The organism is Streptomyces sp. NPDC050085 (assembly GCF_044460595.1).
Classification (GTDB): domain Bacteria; phylum Actinomycetota; class Actinomycetes; order Streptomycetales; family Streptomycetaceae; genus Streptomyces.
In genome coordinates this window covers 22,602-35,393 of sequence record NZ_JBITJZ010000023.1, presented here as the reverse complement: position 1 = coordinate 35,393, position 12,792 = coordinate 22,602, and the positions used below count along the sequence as shown (strand labels likewise).

Here is a 12,792-nt window from a genome sequence, read left to right as displayed (position 1 = left end):
GATGGCGCAGACGAGAGTCCTGATACTGGATGAGCGGCGGCACGTGCCGGCCCAACTGGCCAAGGCCCTGGACGCCGTGGGCGCCGAGTCGCTCACCTGCACACCCGGCGACGTGCTGGCGGCCTCGCGCGGCCGGATGCCCCCGGTGACCGCGCTGCTCGCCGACGCGACGCTGTCGCCGCACACCGTCAGATCGGTGGCCCGGCGCCTCGCCGACGAGGGGCAGCAGCCCACCGTGGTGGCGTACGCGGAGCACGATCTGCACCTGCTCGACGGACACGTGCGCGCGGGCTCGGACTATCTGCTCCCGCCGTTCCACCCCGTCCTGGTGGAGGCCCGGCTGCGCGACTGCCATCAGCACGCCGAGCTCAACCGGAACATGGAGGAAGTCGCCGCACACGCCGAACTGCTCAGCTACGAACGGGAGTTGGAGATAGGCCGGGAGATCCAGCTGGGGTTCCTGCCGGAGTTCCTGCCCAGCCCCGACGGCTGGGACATCCGGGTGCGCTACCGGCCCGCGCGGACCGTCGCAGGAGACTTCTACGACGTCTTCGAACTGGTCAACCGGCGCCGCCTCGCCCTCGTCGTGGCCGACGTGTGCGACAAGGGCGTCGGCGCGGCCCTGTTCATGGCACTCATCCGCTCCCTGCTGCGGCACACCGCGGAACAGAGCGGCCTGCAGAACCTCATCGCGGCGGACCTGATCGGGGAGGAGCCCGGCAGCGCCGAACACACCCGCGCCATCCCGGTCGTGGGCGCCACCCCCCTGCTCAACGCGGTCGTGGGCACCAACAGCTATCTGACGCGCAACCACATGAAGCAGGGCTACTTCGCCACCATGTTCTTCGGCGTCCTCGACCCGGTCACCGGCAACCTCGTCTACATCAACGGCGGACACAATCCCCCTGTCCTGGTCAGCGGCAGCGGCGCCGAACCGGTGCTGCTGCAGCCGACCGGCCCGGTCGTCGGCGTCATCCCGGACTGCACGTTCTCGCTCGGCTACACCCAGATCGGCCCCGGGGACACCCTGTTCATCTACACCGACGGGGTCACCGAGGCCCGCTCCGAGACCGGGCGCTTCTTCGGCGAGGACCTCCTCGTCGAGCAGCTGACCGAGGCCACCGTGCGCGGCGAGGAACTGCTCGACCACATGGACGGCGCGCTGAGCGACTTCGTCGGCCAGGCCGAACAGTCCGACGACATCACGATGCTCGCCGTGCACTGGCAGGCACCCGCGGGGGCCGCCGACTGACCCCTCACCGGCCGGTGCGCCCACCCCCAGAAACCGTCAGGTGGAGAACATGTCGCAGATCATCACGGTGCACTCCTACCGAGGGGGCACCGGCAAATCCAGCACCGCCGCCAACCTCGGGCTGCTGCTTGCCTCCTCGGGCCTGCGGGTCGCTCTGGTGGACACCGACATCCAGACACCCGCGCTGGACGTGATGTTCGGCGACGCGGCGCTCCCCGCGCGGCGCTCGCTCACCGACTACCTCATCGGCCGCTGCGAGATCGAGGACGCGGCGTACGCCGTCGACCAGAACGTCGGGCACGACGGCTTCTTCCTGGTCCCGGCCAGGAGCCAGACCACGGGGGTCAACGAGATCATGGGCCGCGGCTACGACGTGGGCCTGCTGCGCGAGGGCTTCGACCGGCTCATCGACACCCTGGCGCTCGACGTGCTGCTGCTCGACACCCACGCGGGCTTCAACAACGAGACCGTGACCGCGATGGCGAGTTCGGACGCCCTCGTCGTGGTGACCCGGGCCGACCGCCTGGACCTCGTCGGCGCCAGGGAGACCACGGCCCTGGCCGGCCGGCTCGGGTTCGGCGCCATGAGCATCGCCGTGAACATGGCCCCGGGCGGCGCCGTCGGCGACCGACTGCTCGGCGAAGTGGAGAACGCGTACCGCACCCGCGTCACCACGGTCCTGCCGTACGCGCCCGAAATGGCGCAGCTCGCGGGGGAGCGGGTGTTCTCCACGGCGTACCCGCAGCATCCGCTGGTGTCGGGCTACCGCCGGATCATCTCGGAGGTCAGCAACGGCACCACCGCGATCCGCCGCTGACCGTCCTCGCCGCCCGACACAGCCGCCGCCCGAGTCAGCCGCCGCCCGACACCGCCGCCGCCCCACACCGCAGTCGTCCGCACCACGCGGGACGCACGAGCACCATGGAGGACAAGCCCATGCAGCGCGACGCGACGCGCCCGGCCGCCGAAGCACGTGTGGGCCGCATCCCCATCGTGGACGTGGCGCCACAGATCGACGACGGCGCCGGCGGCCGCACCCCCGCCCGGGCCGTCCCCGGCGAACAGTTCGCGGTCTCGGCCACCGTCTTCAGGGAAGGGCACGACGCGGTCGCCGCCGGCGTCGTGCTCACCGACCCCGACGGACGCCCGGGCGACTGGAGCCCGATGCGCCTGGTGGCCCCCGGCACCGACCGCTACACCGGGTGGGTCACCGCCGGGCGGCAAGGCGACTGGACGTACCGCGTGGAGGCGTGGACCGACCCCTGGACGACCTGGCGGCACGCCGCCGAGATCAAGGTGCCCGCCGGGATCGACACCGAACTCGTCCTGGAGGAGGGCGCGTTGCTCCTCGACGAGGTGGCCGCCACCGTCGAGACCGACGACGCGCTGCGGCTGACCGACGCGGCCGTGCTGCTGCGCGACGGGCGCCTGGACGCCGAGGAACGGCTCGCCGCCGCCACCGCGGCCCCCGTGACCGCCCTGCTCACCGCCCACCCGCTGCGCCGGCTGCTGACCCGCTCGCCCGAGCTGCCGCTGCGCGTCGACCGCGAACGCGCCCTGTACGGCGCCTGGTACGAGTTCTTCCCCCGCTCCGAGGGAGCCGTCGTGCCCGCCGCCGTGAACGGCGTGGCCGAGCCGCCGCGGCCGGGCACCCTGCGCACCGCCGCCAAACGCCTCGAGGCCGTCGCCGACATGGGCTTCGACGTGGTCTACCTGCCGCCGGTCCACCCGATCGGCACCACCCACCGCAAGGGCGCGGGCAACGCACTCGAAGCGGGGCCGCACGATCCGGGATCGCCCTGGGCGATCGGCTCGGCCGCGGGCGGACACGACGCGATCCACCCCGACCTCGGCACCCTCGAGGACTTCGACCACTTCGTCGCGCGCGCCGGTGAACTGGGCCTCGAAGTCGCCCTGGACCTCGCCCTGCAGTGCTCCCCCGACCACCCCTGGGTCACCGAGCACCCCGAGTGGTTCCAGCACCGGGCCGACGGCTCGATCGCGTTCGCCGAGAACCCGCCCAAGAAGTACCAGGACATCTATCCCGTCGACTTCGACACCGACCCCGACGGGCTGTTCACGGAAGTCCTGCGCGTGCTGCGGCACTGGATGGACCACGGAGTGCGCATCTTCCGCGTCGACAACCCGCACACCAAGCCCGTCGCGTTCTGGGAGCGGCTCATCGACACGGTGCACGCGAGCGACCCCGACGTGCTCTTCCTCGCCGAGGCGTTCACCCGCCCGGCCATGCTGCACGCCCTGGCCCGCGTCGGCTTCCACCAGTCGTACACGTACTTCACCTGGCGCAACTCCAAGGAGGAGGTGGAGAGTTACCTCTCCGAACTGGCCGGCCTCGGCGGTGAGCCGAGCGCGGCCTACCTGCGGCCCAACCTCTTCGTGAACACCCCCGACATCCTCGGCGCCTACCTCCAGTACGGCGGCCGGGCGGCCTTCGCGGCCCGGGCGGTGCTCGCCGCGACGGCCGGACCCACCTGGGGCGTGTACGCCGGGTACGAGCTGTACGAGAACGTGCCCATGGGGCCCGGCAGCGAGGAGTACCTGGACTCCGAGAAGTACCAACTGCGGCCCCGCGACTGGGCCGGCGCGGAGGCCGCGGGGGACTCGCTGGCGCCGCTGATCCGCGCGCTCAACGACATCCGGCGCGCGCACCCGGCCCTGCACCAGCTGCGCAACCTCCACTTCCACCGCACCGACAACGACGCGGTGACCTGCTTCTCCAAACGGGCCGCCCGCGGCGAGCGCGACGACTGGGTCCTCGTGGTGCTCAACCTCGACCCGCACGGGACGCGCGAGGCGACCGTCACCCTCGACCTGCCCGCACTGGGCCTGGAGCGCTCCGAGACCTTCGCGGTGCGCGACGCCCTGTCGGGCGAGAACTACCGCTGGGGCCGCGACAACTACGTACGCCTCGATCCCCAGCATCGAGTGGCCCACATACTCACGGACGGGACTTCGCAGTCGTGACCACCGCACAGCGCCCCACCGCCCTGGCCGCCACCCACCTCAAGCGGCTCGCCACCGGAGACCTCAGCGATCCGCACGCGCTGCTCGGCCCGCACCCGGGCGCCGACGGCGTGACCGTGCGCGTGCTGCGGCCGCTCGCCGACCAGGTGTGGCTGACCACGCCGTCGGGCGACCTGCTGGCCCAACTCGCGCACCAGGGCGAGGGGTTGTTCGCCGGCCGCCTGCCGGGCACGGCCGTGCCCGACTACCGGGTGCGCGTCCACTACGGCAGCGACGTGTACGCGTACGACGACCCCTACCGCTTCCTGCCCACCCTCGGCGAACTCGACCTGCACCTGATCCGCGAGGGCCGCCACGAGCAGCTGTGGCAGGTGCTCGGGGCCCGGGTGTGCGAGCACGAGTCGGGCCGGGGCCCGGTGGCCGGCACGGCGTTCGCCGTGTGGGCCCCGAACGCCCGCGCCGTGCGCCTGGTCGGCGACGTCAACCACTGGGACGGCAGGGCCCATCCGATGCGCTCGCTCGGCGCCAGTGGCGTGTGGGAGCTGTTCGTGCCCGGCCTTGCCGAGGGCTGCCGGTACAAGTACGAGATCCTCACCCCGGACGGCCGCTGGATCCAGAAGGCGGACCCCCTCGCCGCCTCGGCGCAGGCGGCACCGGGCACGGCCTCCGTCGTCTTCCGCTCCCGCCACACCTGGAGCGACGGCGACTGGATGGCGCGGCGCGCCGAACGCACCGTGGACCGGGCCGCGATGAGCGTCTACGAAGTGCACCTGGGATCGTGGCGGCCGGGCCTCGGCTACCGCGAGCTCGCCACCGAACTCCCGGCGTACGTCAAGGCGTTGGGCTTCACGCACGTCGAGTTCATGCCGGTGGCCGAGCATCCCTTCGGCGGCTCCTGGGGCTACCAGGTGTCCTCGTACTACGCCCCGGCGGCCGGCCTCGGCAGCCCCGACGACTTCCGCGCCCTCGTCGACGCGCTGCACCGGGCGGGCATCGGCGTCATCGTCGACTGGGTCCCCGCCCACTTCCCCAAGGACGACTGGGCGCTGGCCCGCTTCGACGGGACCGCGCTGTACGAGCACCCGGACCCGCGCCGCGGCGAACACCCCGACTGGGGCACGCTCGTCTTCGACTACGGGCGGGCCGAGGTGCGCAACTTCCTCGTCGCCAACGCGGTGTACTGGTGCGAGGAGTTCCACGTCGACGGGCTGCGCGTGGATGCCGTCGCGTCCATGCTCTACCTCGACTACTCGCGCCCCGAGGGGAGTTGGCTGCCGAACGTGTACGGCGGCCGCGAGAACCTGGAGGCCGTCGAGTTCCTCCAGGAGATGAACGCCACGGTGCCCAGGCGCTGCCCCGGAGCGGTGACCATCGCGGAGGAGTCCACCGCCTGGGACGGCGTCACCCGGCGCACCGACCACGGCGGGCTCGGCTTCGCCCTGAAGTGGAACATGGGCTGGATGCACGACTCGCTGTCGTACATGGCCAAGGACCCGGTGCACCGGCAGCACCACCACCACTCGATGACCTTCCCGATGGTGTACGCGTACGCGGAGAACTACACGCTGCCGGTCAGCCACGACGAAGTCGTGCACGGCAAGGGCTCGCTGCTGACGAAGATGCCCGGCGACCGCTGGCAGCAACTGGCCAACCTGCGCGCCTACCTGGCCTTCATGTGGGCCTTCCCCGGCAAGCAACTCCTCTTCATGGGGCAGGAGTTCGCCCAGGACACCGAGTGGTCCCACGACCGCGGCCCGGACTGGTCCATGCTCCGGCACGAACCGCACGGCGCGGTGCGCGACCTGGTGCGCGACCTCAACCGCCACTACCTCGCCGACCCGGCCCTGTGGAGCCTCGACACCCGCCCCGAGGGCTTCGCCTGGATCGACGCGGACGCCGCAGAGGACAACGTCTACTCCTTCGTGCGCCGCGGCGAGGGCGGCGAACTGCTGGCGTGCGTCTTCCACTTCCAGCCCACGGTCCGCCGCGACTTCCGCCTCGCGCTGCCCGAGGCGGGCCACTGGAGCGAGGTGCTCAACACGGACGCGGCGCACTACGCGGGCTCCGGCGTCACCAACCCCGGGCGCATCCACGCCGCAGCCGACCCCCTCCAGGGCCTGCCGGCCAGCGCGAGCGTGGACCTGCCGCCCCTGGGCGGCGTGTGGTTGCGCAAGCAATGACGCGCCGCCGCCAGCAGCCCGCAGCCAAGGAAGGGACACCATGCCTGCTCCCCGTCTGAGGACCACCCCGTTGCCCGGCATCGGCGTGCAGTACGAGCTCACCACGCGGCGCCACGACACCCTGTCGGTGATCGCGCACCGCGACCGCACCCGCACCCTGAACGTGCACCACGACGACGACCCGGACTCCTGCGGCCTGTCGCTGCCGCTGACCGGAGCCGAGGCCCTGTCCCTCGCCGACGCCCTGCTGCCCGGCCACAACAACCCGAACCTGCTGCACACCAGCGACTTCGGGCTCCTCGCCGAACAGGTCACCATCACCGGCACCTCGTACTGGAACGGGCGCACCCTGGGGGAGACGCGGATGCGCACCGACACCGGGGCTTCCATCGTCGCCGTCATGCGCCGCTCCCACGCGATCCCCTCACCGGGGCCCGAATTCCGCCTGCACGGCGGCGACATCGTGATCGTCATCGGCACCCGGGAAGGCGTGGACGGCGCCCACGAGATCCTCGAGCGGAGCTGATCACGTGCACTCCGCGGTCTTTCTGATCGAGTTCGGTGCGGTCGTCCTCGCGCTCGGCCTGCTCGGCCGCTTCGCCGTACGGCTCCGGTTCTCGCCGATCCCGCTCTACCTGCTGGCGGGCCTCCTGTTCGGCGCGGGCGGCATCGTCCCGCTGGCGGGCAGCGAGGAGTTCATCGAGGTCGGCGCCGAGATCGGCGTCGTCCTGCTGCTGTTGATGCTCGGCCTGGAGTACACGGCGGGCGATCTCGTCGGCCACCTCAAGACCCACGCCCCCGCGGGCGGCGTCGACTTTCTGCTCAACGCGCTGCCCGGCGCGGCCGCCGCGCTGCTGCTCGGCTGGGGCCCGGTGGCCGCCGTCGTGCTCGCGGGCGTCACCTGGGTCTCCTCGTCCGGCGTCATCGCGAAGGTGCTCGGCGACCTGGGCCGGCTCGGCAACCGGGAGAGCCCGGTCGTCCTCAGCATCCTCGTCCTCGAAGACCTCGCCATGGCGCTCTACCTGCCCATCCTGACGGCGGTGCTCGCCGGTTCGGGCTGGCTGGCCGGTGGCGTGACCCTGGCCATCGCGCTCGCCGCGGTCGGCACCGTCCTGCTCGTCGCGGTGCGCTACGGGCGGGTCATCTCCCGCTTCGTGTCCAGCGACGACCCGGAGAAGCTGCTGCTCGTCGTCCTGGGCACGACACTGCTCGTCGCCGGGATCGCCCAGCAGCTGCAGGTGTCGGCGGCGGTCGGCGCGTTCCTCGTCGGCATCGCCCTGTCCGGCGAGGTGGCGGAGAACACGCACCACCTGCTGATGCCGCTGCGCGACCTGTTCGCCGCGGTGTTCTTCGTGTTCTTCGGCCTGAGCACCGACCCCAGCACCATCCCCTCGGTCCTTGCGCCCGCGTTCGCGCTGGCGGTGCTCACCCTCCTGACGAAGGTCGGCACCGGCTACTGGGCGGCCCGGCGCTCCGGCATCGCCCAGCGGGGCAGGTGGCGGGCGGGCGGCGCCCTGGTCGCGCGCGGCGAGTTCTCCATCGTCATCGCAGGCCTCGCGGTCTCGGCCGGCGCCGTCGACCCCTCCCTCGGCCCGCTGGCCACCGCGTACGTCCTGCTGCTCGTCGTCATGGGCCCCCTGGCGGCCCGCTTCACGGAGCCGATCGCGCAGCGGATCATCCTGTGGCGCGGCAGGGAGTACCCGGCGACCGGCCGAAACGGAACCCTCCCCACCATGCGGAACGTCGTCCATCACGTACCAAAGTCGCCGTCTTCCGGAAGGTGATCTCGCGCTCAACCACCGTGCCTCATCAGGTAGTTGACCTCGCTCTTTTACGTTCTTGTCGTCGTGCGGGGCCCTTCGCGGGCCCCCTTTTCGGTCCGGATCCAGCCATATGGTCCTCGACGCCCGCCGGGACACGCCCGGCACCTGGCCGTTCCGAAAGAGGACCACCCATGGAGCTCACCCACGCCCGCCGCCGCTTCACCGCCTGCGCGTCCGCCCTCGCCTGCGCGCTCGCCGTAGGGATCGCGGCACCGGCAGCCGACGCCCGCGCGGACGCCTCGGGCGCCCGGGCCCTGACTGTCGACCGGGCCGTGGCGCTGCCCGGCAACCAGGCCTACCCGGAGAGCATGGCCACCGACCCGAGAACCGGCGACCTGTACGTCACCTCGTACACCACCGGAGCGGTCTACCGCGCCCGCGCAGGCGAGCCGGAGGCCACCGTGTTCCTGCCCGCGGGCACGGACGGCCGCACCCAGGCCATGGGCACCGAGGTCGACCGGCACGGCCGGCTCTGGGTCGACGACGCCGGCGGGGTGACCGTCTACGACACCGCGAACGGCACCCGCCTGGCCCGCTTCGTCAGCCCGACCCCCGCCGCGTCGCTGCTCGACGACATCGACCTGACGCCCGACGGCACCGCGTACGTCACCGACTCGCTGCTCCAGCTCGTCTACCGGCTGCCCGCCGCCACCATCGAGGACACCATCGCCTCCGGCGGCACGGCGACCCTGGCCACCGGGTTCGACCTGAACGGCGTCGTCGCCCCGCACCCGGACGGTGCCATCACCCTCAACGGCATCGAATCGGACGCGACCGGCACCTACCTGATCACCGCCGACATGGCCTCCGGCGAGCTGTTCCGGCTCGAGCCCGCCACCGGCGGCGTCCGCAAGGTGACGGTGACCGGCGGCGCTCCGGTCTCCGCCGACGGCCTGCTCTGGGAGAAGGACCAGCTGTGGGCCGTGCAGTTCGGCTCGGACGGCATCAGCCGGCTCACGCTCTCCGCGGACCGCACGTCCGCGACCGTCACCAGCCGGCTCACCGACCCGGCCCTCGAACACCCCACGGCGCTCGTGCGCAGCGGCGGTTCGCTGCACGTGCTGCGCTCACAGTTCGGCTCCGCCACCCTCGACCTGCCGTTCTCGGTGGCCCGGGTGAGCGGCATCTGAGCGGCAGCTGAGCGGCGGCCGAACGGCGCGAGGCCCGTCGCCGCGGCGCCCGGGGACGCGCGCGGCAACGGACCAGGCCCGCGGCACCGCTCAACTGCCGGTGGAAACAGGCGTGGTGTCGCTCGCGGCGGCCGCCGCGGAACCGGCCGAAGGTGCCTGCACGGCAGGCACCTTGAGGAACCGGGTGGCCCAGATCGCGGGCAGCGCGAGGACCGCGCAGACCAGTGCGGTCAGCGGAACGTCCTCGATGCCGAAGGTGGCCAGGGCCCAGCCGCCGACCGCGGCGCCCGAGGCCACCCCCACGTTCGCGGCGGACGCGCCGAGCGTGGCGGCCAGGTCGGCGCCCTCCCCGGCCAGCGAGATGACGCGCAGCTGGAGCGCCGGGGTGACGCCGAAGCCGACGACGCCCCACACCGCCAGGGCCACGCCGACCATCGGCCGGCTCTCCCCGAAGACGTACAGGCCGAGCAGACCCACGATGAGGACGAGGTTGCCCACGAGCAGGGTCCGCGAGGCGTTCACGTCGGCGAACCTGCCGCCCGCGAACGTACCGATCGCACTGAACACACCGAAGATCATCAGGAAGACGCTCACCATGGCACCGTCGATGCCGGTGACGTCCTCCAGGAACGCCGCCAGATACGTGAAGGCGACGAACTGCGAGCCCATGAGCAGGACTTGGGCCGCCAGCATCGCCAGCACCCGGGGGTGGAAGGCGTGCTGGGCCTGCGAGCCGAGACCGCCCGAGCCGCCGCTCCTGACGGCCGGCACCCAGATCATGATCACCACGAGGGCGACGACGCCGAGGACGGCGACCCCGGCGAACGTGGCCTGCCAGCCCAGGTTCTGGCCGAGCAGCGTGCCCAGCGGCACCCCGAACACGGTCGACACGGAGATGCCGCCGAAGACCAGGCCGACGGCCTGGCCGCGGTGTTCGGGGGCGACCAGACCGGTGGCGACGGCCGAGGCCGCGCCGAGGAACAGGCCGTGCAGCGCCCCGCACAGCACGCGCGCGACGATCAGCATGCCGAAGGCCCCGGCGAAGACGGCGGCCAGGTTGCCCAGGACGAAGACGACGAGCGCCGCGCACAGGAGCGTGTGGCGGGCCACCTTGATGGTCGCCGCCGTGACGAGCGGGCCGCCGATGGAGATGCCGAGCGCGTACGCGGTGACCAACAGGCCCGCGGTGCTCAGGGAGACGTCCAGGTCGTCGGCGATGAGGTTGAGGACGCCGACGATGACCAGCTCGGCGGTGCCGATGGCGAAGGCGCCCAGGCCGAGGGCGCCCAGGGCGAGCGTGCCGCGGGTCTCGCCGGGCCCCGGTGCGGTGGCGGTACTCATGGCAGAGCCACTCCTTGGTGAGGGGGGAGAAGCAGGTCGCGAGGGCGCGCTCAGGCGTACTGCAGATTGAGCCTGGCGATCCGGCCGTCGCGGACGTCGAACTCGTAGTTGGCCTCGAACCCGCCCGTGCCGCCGGGGGCGAAGCGCACCAGCAGCGTCGTGCCGTTGCTCTTGGGCGTGTTCTTCAGGACGGTGAGCCGGCCGCCGATCACCTCGTCGTCGGCCCACGCGCGGATCTCGTCGCGACCGTTGAACTTCCGTCCTACGTCGATGAGTTGGGCATCGGCGTGGAACGCGTCCACGAGTGCGTCGAGGTCCTCGGCGGCCACGGCGTCGACGTAGGCCTGGGCGGCGGGGTCCACCGCCGTGTCCGCGCGGCCCTCGGTCACGGTGCCGGACTCCTTCGCCGACTCCTGCGCGGCGTCCGGCGTCACCTGTGTGGCGCCCGGCGGGCTCTCGGCCTTCTCGGAGCCCGCGGAGCAGCCGGCGACCAGCAGGGCGGCCAGCGCGAGAGCGGACATCAGGGGGCGGTACGGCACGGCGTCTCCTCGGGGTTGATGGCGCGTCAGGCGTAGCGCAGCGTGATCCGGGTGATCAGGTCGTGGTCGACGTCGAAGGTGTACCGGGCCCGGAAACCGGCCATGATCCCCGCCGGGTCGAAGTGCAGCAGCACCGTGGGGCCCTCGGGTCCCGGCGTGGTGCGCAGGACCGTGAGCCGGCCGCCGATGACCTCGCCCTCGGCCCAGTCCCTGATCGCCGCACGGCCGCGGAAGCTGCGCCCGGTGTCGTCGACGGTCGCCTGCGAGGCGAAGACCGTGACCAGGGCGTTCACGTCCCTCGAGTCGACGGCCTCGACATAGCCGCGCACGGCCGGGTCGAGCGCGGCCAGGGCCGCCGGGTCGTGCGCGTCGGGGGTGTCGCGGACGGCTTCCCTCGCCGCGGCCCGCAGATAGTCGCTGGCCGCGACGGTCGCGGCAAGGGCCAGCACGACCACCGCCGCGGCCACCGCGACGACCCGGGCCGCGGTCACCAGTCGATCCGTCTGCGGTTGCGGAAGAACCCGCCGGTGGGCCCGGAGTCCGGCAGCCGCGCCAGCCAGACCGCCGTGTCGGCGCCCTCCTCGACGCTGGTCGGGGCGGAGCGGCCGCCCATGTCGGTGCGGACCCAGCCCGGGCAGACCGCGTTGACCTTGACGCTCGTGGGCACCGCGGCGGACACCACCAGGGTCAGCGCGTTGAGCGCCGCCTTGGAGATGCCGTAGGCCGCGGGGGACGGCACGTTCTCGGTGAGGGCGCCGAGCCCGGAGGACACGTTCACCACCCGGCCGTAGCCGCGTTGTGCCATGCCGGGGCAGAACGCCCGGCAGGTGTGGAACGCCCCCATGAGGTTCACGTCCAGCGCCCGGGTCAGGGTGTCCTCGTCGAGCGAGAAGAACGAGTCGGTCGGGTAGATCCCGGCGTTGTTGACCAGGACGTCGACGTCGACGCCGTCCTCGGCAAGCCGCCGGGCGCACGCCGCCACGCTCTTGGCGTCGGTGACGTCCAACTCCTCCACGCGGATGCGCCCTTGGCCCAGTGAGCGCGCGGCGGCCCGGCCGCGCGCGACATCACGCGCGGCCAGTACGACGTCGAGGCCGGCCAGGTCCAGCTGGCGGACGGTCTCGAGACCGATGCCGCGATTGGCGCCCGTGACGAGGGCGGTGCGGGTGCGTTCCCGGTTCACGTACTCGAACTCCTTGCCGTGGTCAGACCTTGTAGCGCTGCTTGACGTCCTCGGCGAAGCCCAGGTAGTCGCGCAGCGGCCAGACGGTCTCGAACTCCAGGTACTCCCGCATGGGCAGCCGGCCCAGCGCGGTGCGGTCGAGCTCCTCGGCGTCCGGCGAGTCGATGATGGCGATGACGCGCTTTTGCGCGGCGACCTTCCAGATGCCCACGCAGAAGCCGGAGTCGACCGTCTCCTGGGCGTGCACCGCCTCGTCCTGTTCGAGCTCCCACAGCTCGTCGAGGGTGATGCGTCCCTCGTGCTTCCACTTCATCTGGACGTAGAACAGCATGCTTCAACTCCGTGTCTGTGGAGGGCTG

General features: G+C 72.2%; 12 protein-coding genes. 7 read left to right on the top strand and 5 right to left on the bottom strand.

Annotated features, from left to right (window positions below; translation table 11 throughout):
- Nucleotide 1: 1 nt before the first annotated feature.
- The 7 genes from ACIBUY_RS40660 to ACIBUY_RS40630 all read left to right on the top strand — a co-directional run bounded on the left by ACIBUY_RS40660 (nt 2) and on the right by ACIBUY_RS40630 (nt 9,370).
- Nucleotides 2–1,252 carry a SpoIIE family protein phosphatase gene (locus ACIBUY_RS40660; RefSeq protein WP_365576249.1) on the top strand — a complete coding sequence of 417 codons (1,251 nt, stop codon included), beginning with the start codon at nt 2–4 and terminating at the stop codon, nt 1,250–1,252.
- Between the two features lie 49 nt (nt 1,253–1,301).
- Entirely contained in the window at nt 1,302–2,069 is a 768-nt protein-coding gene (locus tag ACIBUY_RS40655) for a MinD/ParA family protein (RefSeq protein ID WP_365576247.1), read from the top strand.
- Between the two features lie 104 nt (nt 2,070–2,173).
- On the top strand, nt 2,174–4,237 hold the full coding sequence (locus ACIBUY_RS40650; RefSeq protein WP_399155372.1) for a maltotransferase domain-containing protein: 2,064 nt from the start codon (nt 2,174–2,176) through the stop codon (nt 4,235–4,237).
- Nucleotides 4,234–6,417, top strand: a complete 2,184-nt coding sequence (glgB, locus tag ACIBUY_RS40645) for a 1,4-alpha-glucan branching protein GlgB (protein ID WP_399155371.1) — start codon at nt 4,234–4,236, stop codon at nt 6,415–6,417. Before ACIBUY_RS40650 ends, glgB begins: the two co-directional genes overlap by 4 nt.
- A 40-nt stretch (nt 6,418–6,457) precedes the next feature.
- Nucleotides 6,458–6,943, top strand: coding sequence for a TrkA C-terminal domain-containing protein (locus ACIBUY_RS40640; protein ID WP_365576242.1), 486 nt, complete (start codon nt 6,458–6,460; stop codon nt 6,941–6,943).
- A gap of 4 nt (nt 6,944–6,947) precedes the next feature.
- Nucleotides 6,948–8,201, top strand: coding sequence for a cation:proton antiporter (locus tag ACIBUY_RS40635; RefSeq protein ID WP_365576240.1), 1,254 nt, complete (start codon nt 6,948–6,950; stop codon nt 8,199–8,201).
- 170 nt (nt 8,202–8,371) lie between these two features.
- On the top strand, nt 8,372–9,370 hold the full coding sequence (locus ACIBUY_RS40630; RefSeq protein WP_365576238.1) for a superoxide dismutase: 999 nt from the start codon (nt 8,372–8,374) through the stop codon (nt 9,368–9,370).
- Between the two features lie 90 nt (nt 9,371–9,460).
- Here ACIBUY_RS40630 and ACIBUY_RS40625 read toward each other — a convergent pair whose 3' ends face one another.
- The 5 genes from ACIBUY_RS40625 to ACIBUY_RS40605 are packed head-to-tail and all read right to left on the bottom strand — an operon-like array spanning nt 9,461 to nt 12,764.
- The gene (locus ACIBUY_RS40625) at nt 9,461–10,711 is read right to left on the bottom strand and encodes an MFS transporter (RefSeq protein WP_399155370.1); all 1,251 of its coding nucleotides are present in this window, start codon (nt 10,709–10,711) and stop codon (nt 9,461–9,463) included.
- 50 nt (nt 10,712–10,761) lie between these two features.
- Nucleotides 10,762–11,250, bottom strand: coding sequence for a nuclear transport factor 2 family protein (locus ACIBUY_RS40620; protein ID WP_365576234.1), 489 nt, complete (start codon nt 11,248–11,250; stop codon nt 10,762–10,764).
- A gap of 26 nt (nt 11,251–11,276) precedes the next feature.
- Entirely contained in the window at nt 11,277–11,741 is a 465-nt protein-coding gene (locus ACIBUY_RS40615) for a nuclear transport factor 2 family protein (protein WP_365576232.1), read from the bottom strand.
- Entirely contained in the window at nt 11,738–12,433 is a 696-nt protein-coding gene (locus ACIBUY_RS40610; protein WP_399155369.1) for an SDR family NAD(P)-dependent oxidoreductase, read from the bottom strand. The genes ACIBUY_RS40615 and ACIBUY_RS40610 overlap by 4 nt, the downstream gene beginning before the upstream one ends.
- Nucleotides 12,434–12,455: 22 nt before the next feature.
- Nucleotides 12,456–12,764, bottom strand: a complete 309-nt coding sequence (locus ACIBUY_RS40605) for a muconolactone Delta-isomerase family protein (protein WP_351027658.1) — start codon at nt 12,762–12,764, stop codon at nt 12,456–12,458.
- Between the last annotated feature and the right edge of the window lie 28 nt (nt 12,765–12,792).